Origin of the sequence: Streptomyces sp. NPDC015144, from assembly GCF_043079735.1 — a bacterium.
GTDB lineage: Bacteria > Actinomycetota > Actinomycetes > Streptomycetales > Streptomycetaceae > Streptomyces.
Map to the genome: position 1 here is coordinate 106,528 of NZ_JBIBUU010000013.1, position 20,909 is coordinate 127,436.

Here is a 20,909-nt window from a genome sequence, read left to right on the forward strand (position 1 = left end):
CGGGCTCCCGGCGTCGAGGGGACCGGCCCGGTGGCCCCGGGTCAGCCGCAGAGGGGGGCGCGGTGGCAGCTGTACGCCAGGGTGCCGAGCAGCAGCCGGGCCTGCGGCGGGGCGGCCGCCGTGTCCAGCACCGGGGGGCGCAGCCAGCGGACCGGGCCCAGGCCGCCCTCGTCGGAGGGCGGTGCCGTGATGTGGCAGCCGGGCCCGAGCGCCTTCAGGTCCAGCCCCGCGTCGTCCCAGCCCATCCGGTACAGCAGCTGCGGGAGCTCGGCGGCGGCCCCGGGGGCCACGAAGAACCGCGCCCGCCCGGCCGGGGTCACCGCGACCGGGCCGAGCGGCAGCCCCATCCGCTCCATCCGCACCAGCGCCCGGCGGCCGGCCGCCTCCGCGACGTCCAGCACGTCGAACGTACGGCCCACCGGCAGCAGCATGGTGGCGCCCGGCACCCGGGCCCACGCACGGGCCGCCGCGTCGAGCGTGGTGCCCGCGGGGATCTCGGGGGCGCGGTCCAGCGGATGGGCACCGGGGGAGGGGCAGGCGGCCTCGCCGCAGGAGCAGCGGCCCGCCGCGGCCCGCGCCCCCGGAACGACCGCCCAGCCCCACAGCCCGGTGTACTCGGCCAGTGCCGTGCACTCGGCGGCACGGCCGCGACGCCGTGAGCCGGTGCGGATCTCGCGGATGCCGCCGATCGTGAAGCCCATACCCCCTCCAACGGGTCCGACTCGCCGGTGGTTACGACGGCCACGGCACGGCCGGGGCGCCGTGCGGCCCCGCCGTCGTCGTCGGTCCGGAGTGCGCCCGGTGGCATCGGGGAGCGCGCGATTCCACCCGCGCCCCGGTCCGCATCACCGCGCCCCCTGGTGATCGTGTGCGTCAAGTGAATCGCGCCCGATGCGGGTGGTGTTCATTCGAAGGGGTGGCGAATGGTGGCGATTCCGTAATCCCTCTCGCCCAGGGGGTGATCGTAGGATTACCGTCGGTACACGAACCATGGAAGTATGTGCGCCCACGGGTATGCCGGAGGCAAGTCGACTACTCGTTCGCTGGCGCATTCTCTCCGTAGCGGCGCCATCGGCTCAGGACATTCTGGTAGTGGTTCGCGCGACAGGTATCCAGCGGGATGGGGGCGTTCCAGTGAGTGGCAGCGGCGCAGGCGTTTCGAGTGCCGGAAAGCGCCCCAACGCACAACTGAGCTCGTGGTTCGTGCGCAGCGGCTGGTCCAAGGGGGAGCTGGCCCGCCAGGTGAACCGCCGGGCGCGCCAGATGGGCGCCCACCACATCAGCACCGACACCTCCCGGGTACGGCGCTGGCTCGACGGCGAGAACCCGCGCGAGCCGATTCCACGCATCCTCTCCGAGCTCTTCTCGGAACGCTTCGGTTCCGTGGTCGCCGTCGAGGACCTGGGCCTGCGCTCCGCGCACCAGTCACCCTCGGTCGCCGGGGTCGACCTGCCCTGGGCGGGCCCGCAGACCGTCGCCCTGCTCAGCGAGTTCTCCCGCAGCGACCTGATGCTCGCCCGGCGCGGATTCCTGGGCTCCTCGCTCGCCCTGGCCGCCGGGCCCGCGCTGATCGAGCCGATGCAGCGCTGGCTGGTGCCCGTCCCCGCCTCCGCCCGGACCGCCCCGGAGCCCGCGGCCCCGTCCCACCGCCCGTCCCGGCTCTCCGGCCCCGAGCTCGACCTGCTGGAGTCCACCACCGCGATGTTCCGCCAGTGGGACGCGCAGTGCGGTGGCGGGCTGCGCCGCAAGGCCGTCGTCGGACAGCTCCACGAGGTCACCGACCTGCTCCAGGAGCCGCAGCCGGAGGCCACCGCCAAGCGGCTCTTCCGGTGCGCCGCCGAGCTGGCCGAGCTGGCCGGCTGGATGAGCTACGACGTGGGGCTCCAGCCCACCGCCCAGAAGTACTTCGTGCTCGCTCTGCACGCCGCCAAGGAGGCCGGTGACAAGCCGCTGGGCTCGTACATCCTCTCCAGCATGAGCCGCCAGATGATCCACCTCGGGCGCCCCGACGACGCCCTGGAGCTGATCCATCTCGCGCAGTACGGCGGCCGGGACTGCGCCACCCCGCGCACCCAGGCCATGCTGTATGCGATGGAGGCCCGCGCGTACGCCAACATGGGCCAGCCCAGCAAGTGCCGCCGGGCCGTCCGGATGGCCGAGGACACCTTCCTCGACGTCGGGCTCGACGGCGAGCCCGAGCCCGACTGGATCCGCTTCTTCTCCGAGGCCGAGCTCAACGGCGAGAACTCCCACTCCTACCGCGACCTCGCCTACGTGGCGGGCCGCAGCCCCACGTACGCCTCGCTCGCCGAGCCCCTGATGGAGAAGGCCGTCCAGCTCTTCGAGGAGGACGACGAACACCAGCGGTCGTACGCGCTCAACCTGATCGGCCTCGCCACCGTCCACCTCCTCAAGCGCGAGCCGGAGCAGTCCACCGTCCTGGCCGAGCGGGCCCTGAAGGTCGCCCGGAAGGTCCGCTCCGAGCGGGTCAACACCCGCCTCCGCAAGACCGTCGACACCGCCGCCCGCGACTTCGGGGACATCCCCGAGGTCGCCCGGCTCACCGACCTGCTCACCGAACAGCTGCCGGAGACCGCGGAAGCGGTCTAGCCACTCCGAGCGGCGCCCCGACCCCGGCCACGCCGGCCACCCCGTACCGACCGACTTCGGCTCCCCCCATTGCCAGGTCAGCGGGTGGCCGACGTGGCCGGTCCGCGTCCGCGTACCCCTCGGTGCCCCCGTCAACTCCCGGTTCATGACGGCGTAACACGCCGGACCTCTTCGTCACCGCCGCGAAACACCGTGCGGCATCGGTGGAAACCGCGCTGGGCGAATCTCGTGGCCACAACCGGCCCGCACCCTTCCCCAGTGGTCCCGCACGTGGTGCCGCTCCCCACCGCCCGCACGCGGCCGCTTCGACGACGAGGAGACGCCGATGCCCCCAGGCATCACGACGCTTGCCGCAGACACCCCGACGCTGTCTGCCGCCAACACCGGGTTCATGCTGATCTGCTCCGCCCTGGTGATGCTCATGACCCCCGCCCTGGCCTTCTTCTACGGCGGCATGGTCCGGGTCAAGAGCACCCTCAACATGCTGATGATGAGCTTCATCAGCCTCGGGATCGTCACGGTCCTGTGGGTGCTCTACGGATTCGGCCTCGCCTTCGGCACCGACGTCGGCTCCGTCGTCGGCTGGAGCTCCGACTACCTCGGACTCAGCGGCATCGGCGTCACCCAGCTCTGGGACGGCTACACCATCCCGGTCTACGTCTTCGCCGTCTTCCAGCTGATGTTCGCCGTACTCACCCCGGCCCTGATCAGCGGCGCCCTCGCCGACCGGGTGAAGTTCACCGCCTGGGCCCTGTTCATCACCCTCTGGGCCACCGTCGTCTACTTCCCCGTCGCCCACTGGGTCTGGGGCACGGGCGGCTGGCTGTACGAGATGGGGGTCATCGACTTCGCGGGCGGCACGGCCGTCCACATCAACGCCGGGGCCGCGGCGCTCGGCGTGATCCTGGTCATCGGCAAGCGGGTCGGCTTCAAGAAGGACCCGATGCGCCCGCACAGCCTGCCGCTCGTCATGCTCGGCGCCGGACTGCTCTGGTTCGGCTGGTTCGGCTTCAACGCCGGGTCCTGGCTCGGCAACGACGACGGCGTCGGAGCGGTGATGTTCGTCAACACCCAGGTCGCCACCGGTGCCGCGATGCTCGCCTGGCTCGGTTACGAGAAGCTCCGCCACGGTTCCTTCACCACCCTCGGCGCGGCCTCCGGCGCGGTCGCCGGACTCGTCGCGATCACCCCGTCCGGCGGCGCGGTCAGCCCGCTCGGCGCGATCGCGGTCGGAGCGGTCGCCGGGGTGCTCTGCGCCATGGCCGTCGGCCTGAAGTACCGCTTCGGCTACGACGACTCGCTGGACGTGGTCGGCGTCCACCTGGTCGGCGGGATCGTCGGTTCCCTGCTCGTCGGATTCCTCGCCACCGGCGGAGTCCAGTCCGACGCCAAGGGGCTCTTCTACGGCGGCGGCCTCGACCAGCTCGGCAAGCAGACCGTCGGCGTCCTCGCCGTCCTCGCGTACTCCCTGGTCGTCTCGGCGGCCCTGGCCCTCCTGCTGGACCGGACGATCGGCATGCGGGTCACCGAGGACGACGAGGTCTCCGGCATCGACCGGGTCGAACACGCCGAGACCGCCTACGACCACAGCGGAGCGGGCGGCGGCTCCGCCCCGCGCACCACGGCGGACCCCGCCCCCGGCACCCCGGCGGCGGCGAAGACGGAGAAGGTGGACGCATGAGACTCATCACCGCGGTCGTGAAGCCCCACCGGCTCGACGCGATCAAGGAGGCACTCCAGGACTTCGGCGTCCAGGGCCTCACGGTCACCGAAGCGAGCGGATACGGCCGCCAGCGCGGCCACACCGAGGTCTACCGGGGCGCCGAGTACACCGTCGACCTCGTCCCCAAGATCCGCATCGAGGTCCTGGCCGAGGACGCGGACGTCGAACAGCTCATCGACGTCGTCGTCGAGGCCGCCCGCACCGGCAAGATCGGCGACGGCAAGGTCTGGAGCGTGCCGGTGGAGACCGCCGTCCGGGTCCGGACCGGCGAACGCGGCCCGGACGCCCTCTGACCGGGGCCGGCCCGGACCCGTACGGCCCGCGGCGGCCTCCCCCTGGGCCCCGCGGGCCGGACGTCCCGGGCCGGCTTCCTCCGCCGGCCCCCCGGCCCCGTACGGCAACCCCCAGACGAAAGGCAGCCGGGTGACGAGCACCGAACCGACCACCGGACCGGCGGACCCGGAGCCCGGCGGCTACCCGGCGGCCCGGCTGCGCCTCCTCCAGGGCGCCGGACCGGCCGGGCCGCCGCGCCGCGCCGCGCTCGCCGCGCTCACCGACGACTGGCTCACCGCCCTGTTCACCGCCGCCGCCCGCCACACCGGCGTCCACGGCGCCGCCCTCGTCGCCGTCGGCGGCTACGGACGCGGCGAACTCTCCCCGCGCAGCGACCTCGACCTGCTGCTCCTGCACGACGGCAAGGCCGGCCCCGCCGCCGTCGCCGCCCTCGCCGACCACCTCTGGTACCCCGTCTGGGACCTGGGCATCGCCCTCGACCACTCCGTACGCACCCCCGCCGAGGCCCGCCGGGCGGCCGGTGCCGACCTCAGGGTCCAGCTCGGGCTGCTCGACGCCCGGCCCGTCGCCGGGGACGCCGCACTCTGCGCCGCGCTGCGCACCGCCGTCCTCGCCGACTGGCGCGCCCAGGCCCCCGCCCGGCTGCCCGCCCTCGACGCGCTCTGCCGCGAACGCGCCGCACGCCTGGGCGAGCTGCGTTTCCTCCTCGAACCCGACCTCAAGGAGGCCCACGGCGGACTGCGCGACACCACCGCGCTGCGCGCCGTCGCCGCCTCCTGGATCGCCGACGCGCCCCGCGAGGGCCTCGCCGAAGCCCGCCGCGTCCTGCTCGACACCCGCGACGCCCTCCACCTCACCACCGGCCGCGCCACCGACCGGCTCGCCCTCCAGGAACAGGACCAGGTCGCCGCCGCACTCGGCCTGCCCGACGCGGACGCCCTGCTCCGCCGGGTCTACGGGGCCGCCCGCACCGTCGCGTACGCCGCCGACGTCACCTGGCGCGAGGTCGGGCGGGTGCTACGCGCCCGGTCCGCCCGGCCCCGGCTGCGCGCCGTGCTGGGCGGCGGACGCACCACCGCCGAGCCCCGCACCCCGCTCGCCGAGGGCGTCGTCGAGGCCGGCGGCGAGGTGGTCCTCGCCCGCACCGCACGCCCCGAACACGACCCGGTGCTCCCGCTGCGGGCCGCCGCCGCGGCCGCCCGGGCCGGACTGCCGCTCTCCCGGCACGCGGTGCGCAGACTCGCCGCCGCCGGGCGCCCGCTGCCGGTGCCCTGGCCCGCCGAGGCCCGCGAACAGCTCGTCACCCTGCTCGGCGCTGGCGCCGCCACCGTCCAGGTCTGGGAGGCGCTGGAGGCCGAAGGGCTGATCACCCGGTCCCTCCCGGCCTGGGAGCACGTCCACTGCCGGCCCCAGCGCAACCCCGTCCACACCTGGACCGTCGACCGCCACCTCGTCGAGACCGCCGTGCGCGCCTCGGCCCTCACCCGGCGCGTCCACCGCCCCGACCTCCTCCTGATCGCGGCCCTCCTCCACGACATCGGCAAGGGGACGCCCGGCGACCACGCCGTGACCGGCGCGGCCGTCGCCCGGGACACCGCCGTCCGGATCGGCCTCGACCGGCACGACGCGGATCTCGTCGCCACCCTCGTCCGCCACCACCTGCTCCTCGTCGAGACCGCCACCCGGCGCGACCTGGACGACCCGGCGACCGTCCGCCTCGTCGCGGACGCGGTCGGCGGCGTCACCGCGCTGGAGTTGCTGCACGCGCTCACCGAGGCCGACGCCCTCGCCACCGGGCCCGCCGCCTGGTCCGCCTGGCGCGCCGCGCTCGTCGCCGATCTGGTGGAACGCGTCGCCGCCGTACTCGCCGGGCGCGCCCCCGAGGAGCCGGAACCGGCCGCCCCCGGCGCCGAGCAGGAACGCCTCGCCGTCGAGGCCCTGCGTACCGGAGGCCCGGTCCTCGCCCTGCACACCCGTACCGGACCCCCCGGACCGGAGGACGGCCCCGAGCCCGTCGGCGTGGAACTCCACATCGCGCTGCCCGACCGGCCCGGGGTGCTGCCCGCCGCGGCGGGCGTCCTCGCCCTGCACCGCCTCACCGTGCGCTCCGCCGAACTGCGCACCCTGGAACTCCCCGGCGGGCTCGGCGGCTTCGGCGAGGTGCTGCTGCTCGGCTGGCGGGTGGCGGCCGAGTACGGCCCGCTGCCCCGGGCCGACCGGCTCCGCGCCGACCTCGTCCGCGCGCTGGAGGGCACCCTGGACATCACGGCCCGACTCGCCGAACGCGAGGCCGCCACCCGGCCCCGCCGAGGCGCCCAGGCCCCGCCGCCGAGGGTGACCGTCGCGGAGGGCGGCTCCCGGCGGGCGACGGTGATCGAGGTGCGCGCCCAGGACGCCCCGGGCCTGCTGCACCGGATCGGCCGGGCGCTCGAAGGCCATGGGGTACGGGTGCGCAGCGCGCACGTGTCGACGCTGGGCGCCAACGCGGTGGACGCCTTCTACGTCACCGACCCGGACGGGAAGCCGCTGCCCGGGGAGCGGGCGTCGGCGGTGGCCGGCACGGTCGAGGCCGCGCTGCGGGCCTGAGCGGCCGCGCCGCGGAATTCCCGGGCAGGGGTCGTCGTCACGGCCGGGCCGGATACCCTGGGGTACCGAATCCACTTTGCCCCCGACCCTGAGGACCGACGAGCGCCGTGTTCGATACTCTCTCCGACCGCCTTGCCGCGACTTTCAAGAACCTCAGGGGCAAGGGCCGCTTGTCCGAGGCGGACATCGACGCCACGGCTCGCGAGATCCGTATCGCCCTGCTCGAAGCGGACGTCGCGCTTCCGGTCGTCCGTGCCTTCATCGCCAGCGTCAAGGAGCGGGCGCGCGGCGCCGAGGTCTCCCAGGCGCTGAACCCGGCGCAGCAGGTCGTGAAGATCGTCAACGAGGAGCTCGTCGGCATCCTCGGCGGCGAGACCCGGCGGCTGCGGTTCGCCAAGAACCCGCCCACCGTCATCATGCTCGCCGGTCTCCAGGGTGCCGGTAAGACCACCCTCGCCGGAAAGCTCGGCCTCTGGCTGAAGGGCCAGGGCCACTCCCCGCTGCTCGTCGCCTGCGACCTCCAGCGCCCCAACGCCGTCAACCAGCTCAGCGTCGTCGCCGACCGCGCCGGTGTCGCGGTGTACGCCCCCGAGCCGGGCAACGGCGTCGGCGACCCGGTCCAGGTCGCCAAGGACTCGATCGAGCACGCGCGGTCCAAGCAGTACGACGTGGTGATCGTCGACACCGCCGGCCGCCTCGGCATCGACCAGGAGCTGATGCAGCAGGCCGCGGACATCCGCGACGCCGTCAGCCCGGACGAGATCCTCTTCGTCGTCGACGCGATGATCGGTCAGGACGCGGTCAACACCGCGGAGTCCTTCCGCGACGGCGTCGGCTTCGACGGCGTGGTGCTCTCCAAGCTCGACGGCGACGCCCGCGGTGGCGCGGCCCTGTCGATCGCCCATGTCACGGGCAAGCAGATCATGTTCGCGTCGAACGGTGAGAAGCTCGAGGACTTCGACGCCTTCCACCCCGACCGCATGGCGTCCCGCATCCTCGACATGGGTGACCTGCTCACCCTGATCGAGCAGGCGGAGAAGACCTTCAGCCAGGAAGAGGCCGCCAAGATGGCCTCCAAGCTGGCGTCCAGCAAGGGCAAGGACTTCACGCTCGACGACTTCCTGGCCCAGATGGAACAGGTCAGGAAGATGGGCTCCATCTCCAAGCTGCTCGGGATGCTGCCCGGCATGGGGCAGATCAAGGACCAGATCAACAACATCGACGAGCGCGACGTGGACCGCACCGCCGCGATCATCAAGTCGATGACCCCGAAGGAGCGCGCCGAGCCGACGATCATCAACGGTTCGCGCCGGGCCCGTATCGCCAAGGGCTCCGGTGTCGACGTCAGCGCCGTCAAGAACCTGATCGAGCGGTTCCTCGACGCGCGCAAGATGATGTCGAAGATGGCCCAGGGCGGCGGCATGCCGGGAATCCCCGGGATGCCGGGCATGGGCGGTGGCCCCGGCCGGCAGAAGAAGCAGGTCAAGCAGGCCAAGGGCAAGCGCAAGAGCGGCAACCCGATGAAGCGCAAGGCCGAGGAGCAGGCCGCGGCGGCCCGCCGGGCCCAGGCGGCGCAGGGCGGCGCGCTCGGACTGCCCGCGCCGGAGGACAAGAACTTCGAGCTCCCGGACGAGTTCAAGAAGTTCATGGGCTGACCCGCCCGCGCTCCGGGCCGGTGACGGCCCGACGGTGTCCCGAGGGGGCGCCCGCCACCACGGCGGGCGCCCCCTCGGCGCGTACGGCCCCGTGCCCCGTCCCTCCAAGAGCCCAGCGGGACACCCCTTCGGAGGGCTCTGCCCGCATTCCTCACTTAATGTCGCATCAACGGCTGTCGGCAGAGGAGTGCGCGTGACCAACCCCGTACCTCCCCGCGACCGGACCGACCAGCCCTGGCGCTCCGAGGGCGCCCCGCCGCCCCCGTCGCCCGGCCGGAAGATGCCGGGCGGCTGGAGCAGGCTGCTGCTCACCGCGCTCGCCGTCTACCTGGTCGCCAACCTGGTGCTCTCCTTCTTCAACGGGAAGGAGGAGCGGACGGTCTCGTACACCGAGTTCAGCAAGCAGGTCACCTCGGGCAACGTCGAGAAGATCTACTCCAAGGGCGACGCCATCGAGGGGCGGCTCAAGAAGGAGGCGAAGGTCCCGGGGAGCGACAAGAAGTACACCGACTTCGTCACCCAGCGCCCCGCCTTCGCGGACGACAACCTCTGGGCCGAACTGGTCAAGGACAACGTCACGGTCACCGCCGAACCCGTCGTCCAGCAGCGCAGCTTCCTCGCCAACCTGCTGATCTCGCTCGCGCCCATGCTGCTCCTCATCGCGCTCTGGGTGTTCATCGCCCGGCGGATGGCCAGGGGCATGGGCGGCGGGATGGGCGGCTTCGGCCGCAAGCCCCCGCCCAAGCCCGTCGAACTGGAGGGCGCCAGGCGCACCACCTTCGAGGACGTGGCCGGGATCGACGAGGTCGAGGGCGAACTCAACGACGTCGTGGACTTCCTGAAGAATCCGCAGGCGTACCGCCGCATGGGTGCCCGGATGCCCGGCGGGGTGCTGCTCGCGGGGCCGCCCGGTACCGGGAAGACCCTGCTGGCGCGGGCCGTCGCGGGCGAGGCCGGGGTGCCGTTCTTCTCGGCGTCGGCCTCCGAGTTCATCGAGATGATCGTCGGCGTCGGCGCCGGCCGGGTCCGGGAACTCTTCGCGGAGGCCCGCAAGGTCGCCCCGGCCATCATCTTCATCGACGAGATCGACACCATCGGCCGGGCCCGCAGCGCCGGCTCCGGCATGGGCGGCCACGACGAGCGCGAGCAGACGCTCAACCAGATCCTCACCGAGATGGACGGCTTCTCCGGCTCGGAGGGCGTCGTCGTGCTCGCCGCCACCAACCGCGCCGACGTGCTCGACCCGGCGCTCACCCGGCCCGGCCGCTTCGACCGGATCGTGCAGGTCAGCCCGCCGGACCGGAGCGGCCGGGAGGCGATCCTGGAGATCCACACCCGGCAGATCCCGCTGGCCCCCGACGTCGACCTGGCCCAGGTCGCCGGGACCACCCCCGGGATGACCGGCGCGGACCTGGCCAACCTGGCCAACGAGGCCGCGCTGCTGGCGGTCAAGCGACACCAGTCCGCGGTCACCCAGCCCGACTTCTCCGACGCCCTGGAGAAGGTCCAGCTCGGCGCCGAACGCTCCCTGGTCATGTCCGACGAGGAGCGCCGCCGGACCGCGTACCACGAGAGCGGCCACGCGCTGCTCGGCATGGTCCAGCCCGGCGCCGACCCGGTCCGCAAGGTGACGATCGTGCCGCGCGGCCGGGCGCTGGGCGTCACGCTCTCCACCCCGGACGCCGACAAGTACGCGTACACCGAGGAGTACCTGCGCGGCCGGATCGTCGGGGCGCTCGGCGGGATGGCGGCCGAGCAGGTGGTCTTCGGAATGATCACCACCGGCGCCGAGAGCGACCTGGAGCAGGTCACCAACCTGGCCCGGGGGATGGTCGGCCGCTGGGGCATGAGCCACAGGGTGGGCAGGCTGACGGCGATCCCGGCCGACGCCCAGCAGGCGTACGGCCTGTCGGCGGCGCCCGCCACCCTCGACGCGGTCGACGACGAGATGCGGCGGATCGTCGACGAGTGCTACGAGGTGGCCTGCCGGCTCCTGCGGGAGAACCGCGAGCGGCTGGACGCCCTCTCCGCCGCGCTGCTGGAGCACGAGACCCTCGACGAGGACGCGGCGTACCGGGCGGCCGGGATCACCCGGCTGGCCAAGTGACGGGAGGCCCGCGCGGTCCGCGCGGGCCTCAGACGGCGCACACCAGATAGCGGAAGACGTTCGGCAGCCACACCGTGCCGTCCCCGCGCCGGTGCGGCCGCAGCGCCCGCGCGGCCTCCCGTTCCACCCGGGCCCGGCCCGTCGCCCGCACCGCCGCGTCCAGCAGCCCGGTGCAGGTCAGCGCCCGCACCGCACTCCCCAGGTCCGGATAGGCGAACGGGCAGGCCACCCGGCCCGAACCGTTCGGATTCAGCCCGGCCCGCACGGCCAGCTCCTCCAGGTCGTCCCGCCCGGAGAGCCGCCCCGCGACCCGCAGCACGGGCGCCGCCGCACACCGCTCCGGCGGACCCCAGCCGGTGAGCACCACCGTGCCGCCCCGCGCGGCCAGTCCCGCCGCCGACCGCACCGCGGCCGCCAGTTCCGCACCGCCCTCGGAGGCGCAGCCGGCCGGGGCGAACGCGGTGACCAGGTCGTACGGCACCCCGTCGGGCGGCCGGGCCAGCGCCAGCCGTTCCGGATCGCCGTCCACGCCGGTGACCCGCGCCCCGCGCGCCGCGGCCAGCAGCAGCGCCGGGCCCGTCGCGTGGCCGAGGGAGAGCAGCCGGGTGCCGGTGCCCACGTCCAGGCGCTCGTACACCGCTTCGTACAGCGGCGTGAGCATCCGCTCCTGGAGTCCGTCCCGGTCGGGTTCCCGCTCCCGGCCCTCCCGTTCACGGTCCTGCCGTTCACGGTCCTGCCGTTCCCGGCCCCGATCGGGGCCGGGGTCCCGCTTCCCGTCCCGGGCGTGGCCGCCCGGCCTCGGGTGTCGTGCGGGTGCCTCCGTGCGGCTGCGGTGCCGGACGAGCGTACGTGTCATGGAAAGCGCCCCAATCCGCCGGTTCCCGGCCGTGTTCCGATCGGTACTCCCCGAGTACGTGCTCCGGGCACGTGATCTCCCCCGCGCGCATGCCCGCCCCCGCCCGCGACGCGCGCTCCGCGCCTCGCCCCAGTCTCACCCGACACGCCGGACCGGGCACGTCGAGCGCCCGGCGCCCCGGCGACGGCGGCACGGGCCGGTGTCAGGTCCATACCGCGCGCCCGGTATCGTCGCCCCCGGTGGCACGCGCCCACCGTCGCCGGGGCCCGCCGCGATCGAGCCGCCCGCCCCCGCCGCACGGCCCGGATCCGCGGGTCCGACGTACGCGCGCTACGTACCACCTTGAGGCGAGCTGCGCGGCTTCTCCGCAGTTCTGCGCACCCGCCCTCGTCGGGACGCATCACTGAGCAACTGACTGGTACGTGCAAATTATTTGGGATGGCCCGGAATCGGAACACCGGGGCACCCGTGCTCGTTGGTCACGACGTGAGCACGACACCACCTGTACTTGCCGCAGAGCTGGCACAGGCGTGGGCCGACATTCAGCGGTACCACCCCGAGCTGCCTGATCTGGCCGCGCCCGAGTCCCTGATCGGAGAATCCTCGTCCGCCTGTGGCGCCGAGCTCTCCTTCGAACGACTGCTCCACGAGGCAGTCCATGGCATCGCCGCCGCGCGAGGCGTCCGCGACACCTCGCGCGCGGGCCGCTACCACAACCGCAGATTCCTCGCGATCGCCGAGGAGCTGGGCCTCGACCACGTCGAGGAGCCCCACCCCAGCAGCGGCTTCTCGCTGGTCGCCCTGAACCCCGAGGCCAAGCGCCGGTACCGGCCGACGATCGAGCGGCTGCAGCGCGCCCTCAAGGCGCACACGGTCGCCACCGCCGCCGACACCAAGCGCTCCTTCCGCGGGCCGGCCGCCCGGCACGGCTCCTCCGGCGGGGGAGTCCGGGTCAAGGCCGTGTGCGACTGCGGACGCAACGTCCGGGTCGTCCCGTCGGTCCTGGCGCAGGCGCCGATCGTCTGCGGAGGTTGCGGGAAGCCCTTCCGTATCCCGGAAGCCGCGGTCGCGGTGGGGTGACCCGATGCGGTGTGGCACAATGGCTAGCTGTACTCGACAGTCGCACAGGACCCCTCTCTCCTCCGGCTGACGCGTCCATCGGGCACCCGAGTACCGCAACCCCACGTGGCATCTTCGTTGTGCCCAACCACGTCATAGACCAGGAGACACCACTCCCGTGGCAGTCAAGATCAAGCTGAAGCGTCTGGGCAAGATCCGTTCGCCTCACTACCGCATCGTCGTCGCCGACTCCCGTACCCGCCGTGACGGCCGGGCCATCGAGGAGATCGGTCTGTACCACCCGGTGCAGAACCCCTCGCGCATCGAGGTCAACTCGGAGCGTGCGCAGTACTGGCTGTCCGTCGGCGCCCAGCCGACCGAGCCGGTCCTCGCGATCCTGAAGCTCACCGGTGACTGGCAGGCGCACAAGGGCCTCCCGGCCCCCGCGCCGCTGCTGCAGCCCGAGCCGAAGGCCGACAAGCGGGCCCTCTTCGAGAGCCTGGGCGACGGCGAGGAGGCCAAGGGCGAGGCCATCACGCAGAAGGCGAAGAAGTCCGACAAGAAGGCTGACGAGGCTGCCGACGCGGCCGAGTCGACCGAGGCCTGAGCATGCTCGAGGAGGCTCTCGAGCACCTCGTGAAAGGCATTGTCGACAACCCCGACGATGTGCAGGTCGCCTCGCGCAACCTGCGCCGCGGCCGCGTGCTGGAGGTCCGGGTCCACCCCGACGACCTCGGCAAGGTGATCGGCCGTAACGGCCGCACCGCCCGCGCGCTGCGTACCGTCGTGGGCGCCATCGGCGGCCGTGGCATCCGCGTCGACCTCGTCGATGTGGACCAGGTTCGCTGACAGAGTTGAACACCGGCACGGGCCGGGGAGGGCCATGAGCCCGCCCCGGCCCGTCGTCGTATGACAGGAGAGACACAAGGTGCAGTTGGTAGTCGCGCGGATCGGCCGTGCCCACGGCATCAAGGGCGAGGTCACCGTCGAGGTCCGTACGGACGAGCCGGAGCTGCGGCTCGCCCCCGGGGCCGTGCTCGCCACCGAACCGGCGGCCACCGGACCGCTGACGATCGAGACCGGACGCGTGCACAGCGGGCGGCTGCTGCTGCGCTTCGAGGGCGTGCGCGACCGTACGGCCGCCGAGGCCCTGCGCAACACGCTCCTGATCGCCGAGGTGGACCCGGCCGAACTCCCGGAGGACCCGGAGGAGTTCTACGACCACCAGCTCATGGACCTCGACGTGGTCCTGGCCGACGGCACCGGGATCGGCCGGATCACCGAGATCACGCACCTGCCCTCGCAGGACCTCTTCATCGTCGAGCGGCCGGACGGCAGCGAGGTGATGATCCCGTTCGTCGAGGAGATCGTCACCGAGATCGACCTGGACGAGCAGCGCGCGGTGATCGATCCGCCGCCCGGTCTGATCGACGCCGACCAGGCCGTGGTCGCCTCCGCCCGGGACGAGGCGGGCGACGGCGCCCCGGCCGAGGGGGAGGACCGCTGATGCGGCTCGACGTCGTCACGATCTTCCCGGAGTACCTGGACCCGCTGAACGTCTCCCTGGTCGGCAAGGCCCGCGCGAGCGGCCGCCTCGGCGTCCACGTGCACGACCTGCGCTCCTGGACCCACGACCGGCACCACACGGTCGACGACACCCCGGCCGGCGGCGGACCCGGCATGGTCATGAAGACCGAGCCCTGGGGCGAGGCGCTGGACGACGTGCTGGCGGACGGCTACGAGGCCGGGGCGCACTCCCCGGTGCTGGTGGTGCCCACGCCCAGCGGCCGCCCCTTCACCCAGGAACTCGCCGTCGACCTCTCCGAGCGCCCGTGGCTGATCTTCACCCCGGCCCGTTACGAGGGCATCGACCGGCGGGTGACGGAGGAGTACGCCACCCGGATGCCGGTCGTCGAGGTCTCCATCGGCGACTACGTGCTGGCCGGCGGGGAGGCCGCGGTCCTGGTCGTCACCGAGGCGGTGGCCCGGCTGCTGCCCGGCGTGCTCGGCAACGCCGAATCGCACCGGGACGACTCCTTCGCCCCCGGCGCCATGGCCAACCTGCTGGAGGGGCCGGTCTACACCAAGCCGCCGGTGTGGCGTGGCCGGGAGATCCCCGAGGTGCTGCTCAGCGGCCACCACGGGAAGATCGCCCGCTGGCGGCGGGACGAGGCGTTCCGCCGTACCGCCCTCCACCGGCCCGATCTGATCGAGCGCTGCGACGCCGCGGGCTTCGACAAGAAGGACCGCGAGATGCTCTCCATCCTCGGCTGGTCGCCCGCCCCGGACGGCCGATTTTGGCGCAGGCCCGAGGCCGTGGAAGAATAGGCCGCTGCTGTACGTCCGGCGTGCGCCCCTGCCACAGGGGGAACCCCGACCGTCCCCACGCGAGCGGGGAAGGTCCCGACGCCCGTCCGACGCGATCAGCACCTCCGTTCCTCCCTAGTTCCCGTCGATGACCTGTGGCATCGGCGAAGAAAGCAGACAACATGGCTTCCCTGCTCGACGACGTCAATGCCGCGTCGCTGCGTACCGACGTCCCGTCGTTCCGCCCCGGTGACACCGTCAACGTCCACGTCCGCGTGATCGAGGGCAACCGCTCCCGTATCCAGCAGTTCAAGGGCGTAGTCATCCGCCGCCAGGGTGCGGGCGTCAGCGAGACCTTCACGGTCCGCAAGGTCTCCTTCAGCGTCGGCGTCGAGCGCACCTTCCCGGTGCACAGCCCGATCTTCGAGAAGATCGAGCTCGTCACCCGCGGTGACGTCCGTCGCGCCAAGCTGTACTACCTCCGTGAGCTGCGCGGCAAGGCCGCGAAGATCAAGGAGAAGCGCGACAACTGAGCTGCCTCCCTGGTCCACAGGATGGCCGGATAGGCTCTGGCCCCGATGGACACGGAAGCTGAGCTCTCGGAGCGCGATCCCTCCTCCGCACCCACGACGGTGCCGGGGGAGGGATCGCGCTCCTTGCGTATTCCGGACCGGCCCGACGGTCCGACGAACTGGACCTGGCGGCGGACCGCCCTCCTCGGGGCCGTCTGCGCGGTCTTCGTGCTGCTCCTGAGCAATTACGTGGTGCAGCCGTATCAGATCCCCAGCGGCTCGATGGAACCGACGCTGGAGGTGGGGGACCGGGTGCTGGTCAACAAGCTGGCGTACCGTTCCGGCTCCGGGCCGCACCGCGGTGACGTGGTGGTCTTCGACGGCACCGGATCGTTCGTGCAGGAGCCCCCGGAGGAGAATCCCGTCGCCGCCCTGGTGCACTCGGCGGCCGCCTCCCTCGGGCTGGCCGGACCCGAAGAGACCGACTACGTGAAACGCGTGGTGGGCGTGGGCGGTGACCGGGTGGTCTGCTGCGACAGGAAGGGCCGCATCGAGGTGAACGGGCGGCCGGTCACCGAGGACTACCTGTACCCGGGGGACGCGGCCTCCCGGGTGCGCTTCGACATCGTCGTCCCCGACGGCACCCTGTGGATGATGGGCGACCACCGCAGCAACTCCCGTGACTCCCGCGACCACCTCGGGGAACCGGGCGGCGGGATGGTCCCGGTCGACAGGGTGATCGGCCGGGTGGACTGGATCGGCTGGCCGCCAGGGCGACTGGGCTCGCTGCCGGGCGCGGGCCATGGGTAGCCGCGGCCGCGGCCGCGGCCGGAGCGGGGGCGGCCCGGAGGACGACGGTCCGCCGGCCGCGCGCACCCCGCGCACCCGGGTGGAGCGGCGGAAGCTGGCGCGCCGGGTCAAATGGCGGCGTCGGGGCTCCGCCGCCCGGGAGATCCCGCTGCTCGCCCTGGTGGCGGTGCTGATCGCACTCGTCCTCAAGACCTTCCTGGTGCAGGCGTTCGTGATCCCCTCGGGATCGATGGAGCAGACCATCAGGATCGGCGACCGGGTGCTGGTGGACAAGCTGACGCCGTGGTTCGGCTCCCGGCCCGAGCGCGGTGACGTCGTCGTCTTCCGCGACCCCGGGGGCTGGCTGAGGAAGGAGAGCGGCGCCAAGAAGGAGTCGCCGGTCGTCGTGAAGCAGGTCAAGGAGGTCCTGACCTTCATCGGGCTGCTGCCCTCGGACGACGAGCAGGACCTGATCAAGCGGGTCGTCGGGGTCGGCGGCGACACGGTGAAGTGCTGCGGCAAGGACGGCCGGATCACCGTCAACGGCGTACCGCTGGACGAGCCCTACCTCTACCCGGGGAATCCGCCCTCCCTCATCAAATTCGAGGTAAAGGTTCCTGAGGGCCGGATCTTCGTGATGGGCGACCACCGATCGGATTCGGCCGACTCCCGTTACCACCTGGACGACCCGGGACACGGCACGGTCTCCGAGGAGCAGGTCGTGGGGCGCGCCATGGTGATCGCCTGGCCGGTCGGCCACTGGCGAGAACTGGACGAACCGGGGACCTTCTCACAGGTTCCGCGGGCACGCGCCGGAACGACCGGCGCACCGGGCCCGTCGCATACGGTGGCGTCCCCCGATCTCAACGGATTGGCTCCTCTCCCGAGCCCTGCGGAACTTCCGCTCGTTATGGGAGTGGTGGGCCTGCACCGGCTAGGGAGCAGGCGGTGGCACGGAGTAAGGAGTGGATGTGGGGGATTTGGCCGTCGGCGCACGATCCGGACACGAGGAACCCGAGGACCGGCCGGGCCGTTCGGGCAACGCCGAGTCCGCCGGGGCGGCGGGTCACGCGGGGATCGACGGTGAGACTCCGGACGGCGGCGGGGCGGTGAAGAAGCCGCGCTCCTTCTGGAAGGAGCTGCCCCTGCTCGTCGTCATCGCGCTCGTTCTCGCGTTGCTGATCAAGACGTTCCTGGTGCAGGCGTTCTCGATTCCCTCCGATTCGATGCAGAACACCCTCCAGCGAGGCGACCGGGTGCTGGTGGACAAGCTGACGCCGTGGTTCGGTTCGGAGCCCGAGCGCGGCGAGGTCGTCGTCTTCCACGACCCGGGCGGCTGGCTGGACGACACCCCCGAGGTCCACCCGAACGCGGTCCAGAAGTTCCTCAGCTTCATCGGCCTCATGCCCTCCGCCGAGGAGAAGGACCTGATCAAGCGGGTCATCGCGATCGGCGGCGACACGGTGGAGTGCAAGGAGAACGGCCCCGTCGTGGTCAACGGCAAGGCCCTGGACGAGAAGTCCTTCATCTTCCCCGGGAACACGCCCTGCAACGACGATCCGTTCGGCCCGATCAAGGTGCCCGAGGGCCGGATCTGGGTGATGGGCGATCACCGCCAGGACTCCCGCGACTCCCGCTACCACCAGGAGCTGCCGGGCAACGGCACGGTCTCCAACGACGAGGTCGTCGGCCGCGCCTTCGTCGTGGCCTGGCCGATCAACCGCTGGGCGACGCTGCCCATCCCGAAGACCTTCGACCAGCCGGGTCTGAACGCGGCGCTGGGAGCGGCCCCCGGAGTGCTGGGTCTCGCCGGTGCCGTGCCGTTCGTCCTGTGGCGGCGCAGGCGGGCCGTCCTGGCCGGCCGGCACACCGCCCCGGCCGACAGCACGCCGTGACCCGTCGCGCCGTGCCGGGCCCGCGGACCCGGCGGGCTGTGCCACGGCCCGGGTCCGCGATATGAAGGACACCGGTGCTCCGGAACGGGGCGCCGGGTGATACGGATGAACCGCCCTCCGGTTGTTCGGCGAGTACGCCGAACAACCGGAGGGCGGTTGCCGTGCGGCGGGCCCCGGACTCCGGGGACCCGTCCACGGCGATGCGGCCGGGAACGAGCAGCGGCACTGCGGAACTCCCGTTCGTTGTTCGGGGCAGTGGGCCTGAACGGACAGGGCCCCGGAGCAGGCGGGGCGCAGAGTGAGGACTGGATGTGAGTGACGTGGCTGCCGGTGCACGATCTGGACATGGAGAGCCCGCGGAGAGGCCCGGCCCGCCCGCCGACGCCGTCCCCGGCCCGCCGGAGCAGGCGGCGGACCCGGCCGCACCCGGGGCGGAGCGACCCGAGGACGGGGACCTCGACGGGGAGGGGACGGGGAAGCCGCAGCGGCCGTTCTGGAAGGAGCTGCCGCTGCTCATCGTGGTTGCCCTGGTCCTGGCCCTGTTGATCAAGACGTTCCTGGTGCAGGCGTTCTCGATTCCCTCGGATTCGATGCAGAACACCCTTCAGCGGGGTGACCGGGTGCTGGTGGACAAGCTGACGCCGTGGTTCGGTTCGGAGCCCGAGCGCGGCGAGGTCGTCGTCTTCCACGACCCGGAGAACTGGCTGGCCGGCGAGCCGACCCCCGAGTCGAACGTGGTGCAGGACGTGCTGAGCTTCATCGGCCTGATGCCCTCCTCCAAGGAGAAGGACCTGATCAAGCGGGTCATCGCGGTCGGCGGCGACACCGTGCAGTGCGCGAAGGGCGGCCCGGTCAAGGTCAATGGGAAGGCGCTCGACGAGCCGTACATCTTCCCGGGCAACTCGGCCTGCGACGACAAGCCCTTCGGACCGTTCACGGTGCCCGACGGCAAGATCTGGGTGATGGGCGACCACCGGCAGAACTCCTGGGACTCGCGCTACCACATCGACGAGAAGACCAAGGGCTTCGTGCCCGTCGACGAGGTCGTGGGCCGGGCCGTCGTCGTGGCCTGGCCGATCAACCGCTGGTCGACGCTGCCCGTCCCGGACACCTTCGACCAGCCGGGGCTGAGCGCCGCCGCGGCCGCGGCCCCCGGCGCGATCGGCCTGGCCGGGGCGGTTCCGCTGGTGCTGTGGCGCCGCCGCAGGCTGACCGGTGGGCGTACCGCCGGGTAGGGTGCCGACTCGGATCGGCGATCGCCGAGGCGGGGAGGCTGGGATGAGCGGTCAAGGACGTACGGGCGACGGCCGGAGCCGGCTCGGCGGTGTGCTGTCGGGTCTGGCGGTGGCCGTCGGCTGCGTGCTCTTCCTGGGCGGGTTCGCCTGGGGCGCCGTGGTGTACGAGCCGTACACGGTGCCGACCCAGTCCATGACCCCCACCGTGAACGCGGGCGACCGGGTGCTCGCGGAACGGATCGACGGCGGTGAGGTGCGCCGCGGCGACGTGGTGGTCTTCACCGATCCCGCCTGGGGCGACATGCCGATGGTGAAGCGGGTCGTCGGGATCGGCGGCGACCGGATCTCCTGCTGCGGCAAGGACGGCCGGCTCCGCATCAACGGCCGGCCCCTCGAAGAACCGTATCTGCGGTACAAGGAGCGGGCCTCGGTCGAGGACTTCACGGCCGAGGTGCCCGAGGGGCAGCTCTTCCTGCTGGGCGACGACCGGACCGCCTCGCTGGACTCCCGGGTCCACCTGGAGGACGCGGGGAAGGGCTCGGTCCCCCGCTCCGAGGTGCGGGCCCGGGTGGACGCCATCGCCTGGCCGATGAACGGGATGGTGGACCGGCCGAGCGCCTTCGCCGGTCTTCCCGGCGGGGTCTCCTCGCCCGGACCGCTCCGGACCCAGCTCTGGGCCGTGGTCGTGGGCGTGGTGCTCATCCTGGGCGGCGCGGCGTACGGGCCGGTCGAGACGCTGCTCACCCGCTCGGCGCGGAACGGGCGGGAGAGGCGGCCCGCCGATGCGCACTGAACGGCGCAAGGTCGCCCGCGTGGTGCTCCTGGACCCCGACGACCGCATCCTCCTGCTGCACGGCTTCGAGCCGGACGACCCGCGGCGCGACTGGTGGTTCACCCCCGGCGGCGGTCTGGAGGGCGACGAGACCCGGGAGCAGGCCGCCCTGCGCGAACTCGCCGAGGAGACCGGGATCACCGCGGTCGAGCTGGGCCCGCTGCTCTGGCGGCGGATGTGCTCGTTCCCGTTCGACGGCCGCCGCTGGGAGCAGGACGAGTGGTACTACCTGGCCCGCACGGACCGGACCGACACCGACACCAGCGGACAGACCGGTCTGGAGCGGCGCAGCGTCTCGGGGCTGAGATGGTGGACCTCCGCCGAACTGTCGGCGGCGCGTGAGACGGTGTACCCGACCAGGCTCGCCGGGCTGCTGCGCACGCTGCTCGACGAGGGTCCCCCGCGAACGCCACTGGTTCTCGACCCCGAAATCGCTTAGAGGCCGGGGG

The 20,909-nt window shown here is 72.7% G+C and carries 20 protein-coding genes; 18 read left to right on the forward strand and 2 right to left on the reverse strand.

Annotated elements, in window-relative coordinates; genetic code table 11:
* Positions 1–41 precede the first annotated feature (41 nt).
* Positions 42–701, reverse strand: a complete 660-nt coding sequence (locus tag ACF08W_RS22310; RefSeq protein ID WP_392280294.1) for a bifunctional DNA primase/polymerase — start codon at positions 699–701, stop codon at positions 42–44.
* Between the two features lie 433 nt (positions 702–1,134).
* Between ACF08W_RS22310 and ACF08W_RS22315 the strand changes: the two genes are divergently transcribed.
* From ACF08W_RS22315 to ftsH, 6 genes are all read left to right on the forward strand, one after another.
* Positions 1,135–2,610, forward strand: a complete 1,476-nt coding sequence (locus ACF08W_RS22315) for a hypothetical protein (protein ID WP_352276307.1) — start codon at positions 1,135–1,137, stop codon at positions 2,608–2,610.
* Positions 2,611–2,935: 325 nt separating this feature from the next.
* Positions 2,936–4,291, forward strand: coding sequence for an ammonium transporter (locus ACF08W_RS22320; RefSeq protein ID WP_385211880.1), 1,356 nt, complete (start codon positions 2,936–2,938; stop codon positions 4,289–4,291).
* Positions 4,288–4,626: a P-II family nitrogen regulator gene (locus tag ACF08W_RS22325; protein ID WP_392280295.1), complete on the forward strand. Its 339-nt coding sequence runs from the start codon at positions 4,288–4,290 to the stop codon at positions 4,624–4,626. Before ACF08W_RS22320 ends, ACF08W_RS22325 begins: the two co-directional genes overlap by 4 nt.
* Before the next feature lie 130 nt (positions 4,627–4,756).
* The gene (locus ACF08W_RS22330; RefSeq protein ID WP_392280296.1) at positions 4,757–7,213 is read left to right on the forward strand and encodes a [protein-PII] uridylyltransferase; all 2,457 of its coding nucleotides are present in this window, start codon (positions 4,757–4,759) and stop codon (positions 7,211–7,213) included.
* Between the two features lie 107 nt (positions 7,214–7,320).
* The gene (gene ffh, locus ACF08W_RS22335) at positions 7,321–8,868 is read left to right on the forward strand and encodes a signal recognition particle protein (RefSeq protein WP_352276312.1); all 1,548 of its coding nucleotides are present in this window, start codon (positions 7,321–7,323) and stop codon (positions 8,866–8,868) included.
* Positions 8,869–9,061: 193 nt separating this feature from the next.
* Positions 9,062–10,975 carry an ATP-dependent zinc metalloprotease FtsH gene (gene ftsH, locus ACF08W_RS22340; protein WP_392280297.1) on the forward strand — a complete coding sequence of 638 codons (1,914 nt, stop codon included), beginning with the start codon at positions 9,062–9,064 and terminating at the stop codon, positions 10,973–10,975.
* Between the two features lie 28 nt (positions 10,976–11,003).
* Here the strand turns inward: ftsH and ACF08W_RS22345 are convergent, their stop codons facing one another.
* Entirely contained in the window at positions 11,004–11,831 is an 828-nt protein-coding gene (locus ACF08W_RS22345; RefSeq protein ID WP_392280298.1) for a class I SAM-dependent methyltransferase, read from the reverse strand.
* A gap of 486 nt (positions 11,832–12,317) precedes the next feature.
* Between ACF08W_RS22345 and ACF08W_RS22350 the strand changes: the two genes are divergently transcribed.
* The 12 genes from ACF08W_RS22350 to ACF08W_RS22405 all read left to right on the forward strand — a co-directional run bounded on the left by ACF08W_RS22350 (position 12,318) and on the right by ACF08W_RS22405 (position 20,899).
* Entirely contained in the window at positions 12,318–12,911 is a 594-nt protein-coding gene (locus ACF08W_RS22350) for a hypothetical protein (protein ID WP_352276316.1), read from the forward strand.
* Positions 12,912–13,068: 157 nt separating this feature from the next.
* A complete protein-coding gene (gene rpsP, locus ACF08W_RS22355; protein WP_352276318.1) occupies positions 13,069–13,497 on the forward strand; it encodes a 30S ribosomal protein S16 in 429 nt (142 codons plus the stop codon).
* A 2-nt stretch (positions 13,498–13,499) separates the two neighbouring features.
* Positions 13,500–13,739 carry an RNA-binding protein gene (locus ACF08W_RS22360; RefSeq protein WP_005311361.1) on the forward strand — a complete coding sequence of 80 codons (240 nt, stop codon included), beginning with the start codon at positions 13,500–13,502 and terminating at the stop codon, positions 13,737–13,739.
* Between the two features lie 79 nt (positions 13,740–13,818).
* Positions 13,819–14,397: a ribosome maturation factor RimM gene (gene rimM, locus ACF08W_RS22365; protein ID WP_352276320.1), complete on the forward strand. Its 579-nt coding sequence runs from the start codon at positions 13,819–13,821 to the stop codon at positions 14,395–14,397.
* Positions 14,397–15,218, forward strand: coding sequence for a tRNA (guanosine(37)-N1)-methyltransferase TrmD (trmD, locus tag ACF08W_RS22370; protein ID WP_392280299.1), 822 nt, complete (start codon positions 14,397–14,399; stop codon positions 15,216–15,218). The genes rimM and trmD overlap by 1 nt, the downstream gene beginning before the upstream one ends.
* Before the next feature lie 161 nt (positions 15,219–15,379).
* Positions 15,380–15,730, forward strand: a complete 351-nt coding sequence (rplS, locus tag ACF08W_RS22375) for a 50S ribosomal protein L19 (RefSeq protein WP_352276324.1) — start codon at positions 15,380–15,382, stop codon at positions 15,728–15,730.
* 45 nt (positions 15,731–15,775) lie between these two features.
* A complete protein-coding gene (gene lepB / locus ACF08W_RS22380) occupies positions 15,776–16,519 on the forward strand; it encodes a signal peptidase I (protein ID WP_392280300.1) in 744 nt (247 codons plus the stop codon).
* Entirely contained in the window at positions 16,512–17,585 is a 1,074-nt protein-coding gene (gene lepB, locus ACF08W_RS22385) for a signal peptidase I (RefSeq protein ID WP_392280301.1), read from the forward strand. The genes lepB (ACF08W_RS22380) and lepB (ACF08W_RS22385) overlap by 8 nt, the downstream gene beginning before the upstream one ends.
* Positions 17,479–18,393 carry a signal peptidase I gene (gene lepB, locus ACF08W_RS22390; RefSeq protein WP_392280363.1) on the forward strand — a complete coding sequence of 305 codons (915 nt, stop codon included), beginning with the start codon at positions 17,479–17,481 and terminating at the stop codon, positions 18,391–18,393. Before lepB (ACF08W_RS22385) ends, lepB (ACF08W_RS22390) begins: the two co-directional genes overlap by 107 nt.
* 320 nt (positions 18,394–18,713) lie before the next feature.
* On the forward strand, positions 18,714–19,628 hold the full coding sequence (gene lepB / locus ACF08W_RS22395) for a signal peptidase I (protein ID WP_392280364.1): 915 nt from the start codon (positions 18,714–18,716) through the stop codon (positions 19,626–19,628).
* 43 nt (positions 19,629–19,671) lie between these two features.
* A complete protein-coding gene (gene lepB, locus ACF08W_RS22400; protein WP_392280302.1) occupies positions 19,672–20,421 on the forward strand; it encodes a signal peptidase I in 750 nt (249 codons plus the stop codon).
* Complete coding sequence (locus ACF08W_RS22405; protein WP_352276331.1) at positions 20,411–20,899, forward strand: NUDIX hydrolase; 489 nt, start codon at positions 20,411–20,413, stop codon at positions 20,897–20,899. Before lepB (ACF08W_RS22400) ends, ACF08W_RS22405 begins: the two co-directional genes overlap by 11 nt.
* The last annotated feature ends 10 nt before the right edge of the window (positions 20,900–20,909 follow it).